Consider the following 1,747-nt stretch of genomic DNA (forward strand, 5'->3'; position numbering starts at 1 on the left):
AAACAAGGGTGTTTTTGCCAATTATATACAAATGTTGCATCTGCAGGACCCGTTGGACATGGCCCAGAACAAAAAGGCAGCAAACCCCATTGCAATCACAAGAGATGAGGCGACAGTCGAATAAATGGTGAGGATTTTGTAAGTTTCTTCAGATTCCAGCTTGACCCCCTCTATTTTCTGTCTTTCTAATTTTGATTCCTCTTGATACTTCCTCCTGTTGTAGGTCCCATTCCGAATTGTCTCCATGCAATGGTCATCACATTTGTGGTATAGCTCGAAACATCCTCTCCCATCTTCCACTGCATTGGAACCCAACGCCCTCTTCACTTTATTATATAGATTGTTTACATTAGCGTCATGTTCATCGAGTGTTTTCTGGTTTTCAAGCAGAACTAGCAATTCTGCATTATATGCCCATATATCTTGGATTTGATCATCAACCTTATCATTGATCATGTTAATCCTAGTTTCTACCTCACTGAATTCATGATCAATGATTTCATACTGCTTGTTCATTTTGTCGACTATATTATTCACTTTGGATGTTATTTTATCAATTGCCTTTTGGGTTGAATCTCTATCTGCTGCCATACCAACCCCTTGGTCATTTGAATGCTGGAATCCATACCAACCAGCAACCAGTCCTGACCAACCTCCTTCTATAAATCCTGCTATGGCCCCGAATAGTCCTCTGCTAGATCTAGAAGGCACATTCCTCAGACCAACTGCAAGTTTGAGACTCTTTACACCAATGTACTTTGAGCAGTTTCCAAATGCATACTTACTTACATTTTGGAAGGGCAATGTTGTGTTTAAGCCACCTTTCTCTGTTTGACACTGCACTGTGCAGCTACCCATTTTTAAGCCTGTCTTTAGGATTCTTCCGTGGCTCTCTCCTGAAAGGATGTGTCCATACCATGGAGCTATTAGATTCCCATCAGATTTTATCCGCAGTGTTTGGCCCGGTTTCAATACCGACCAATAATAATTAATTCTTCCCATCAAACCGTTGACAAGAGGCCTTGGTCCTATCAATGGTTTAAAGACCCTATTCATTTCCTCTGTTGCCACACTCGTTGTTGTGTCGGTTCTGGTGTACAGATTTGTCTGCGCAGTATCGGTGGGTGGATGATTTATACCCCACATGAAAAGAATGTTCTTTCCTTGATTATTTGTGTATTGAGCATCTTGGGTAGGGTAAGCATTGTTCTTTTGAGTCAACCATCTCATGCTTCTGTAGAATGAATCCGAGCATGCTTTGCTTGTCCCACTGTAAGACACATTCCAGATTGTGTCTGGAAAGATCTGGATCCTTTGATAAGACCTAGAAGAACTAAAAAGTGATCTTAGCTCTTCTAGATTCTCTACATTCCCGGGATAACACAATCCGTTAACGGCTGACGGCCTCTCGACGATATAGGACCATTCTCTTCCTCCCAGCAATGGATCACAAGAAGGATTGCCATAAATTAGCCCTTCAATGGTGCAGGTGTCTAGAATAAGAGGGTGTCCCAAGCTTGTTGCACACAGCATCCCATTATGCTCTGTGTGGAGCAGTTCTTTGGCATGTGTTACAGGGACATTGTTTTCTGTTAGTGTGTCCACAGTTTCCGTGGAGTTTGTTGATTGATAGCCGATGCAGATCTTATCTGCATTGCTTACTGTTGCCACTACTAGTATAGTTATTAGTGATACTGTCTCCATCTTGAGTGATTGTGAAATTACCCTGCTTTTGCTGATCACGCGT

General features: G+C 42.0%; 1 protein-coding gene. It reads right to left on the reverse strand.

Features of this window, described 5'->3' with window-relative positions; translation table 11 throughout:
• Positions 1-21 precede the first annotated feature (21 nt).
• On the reverse strand, positions 22-1,747 hold a 1,726-nt coding region (locus ACFSC0_RS19420), incomplete at its 5' end, for a hemagglutinin (protein ID WP_377355240.1).

Source organism: Phenylobacterium terrae, from assembly GCF_042681205.1.
Taxonomy (GTDB): domain Bacteria; phylum Pseudomonadota; class Alphaproteobacteria; order Caulobacterales; family Caulobacteraceae; genus Phenylobacterium; species Phenylobacterium terrae.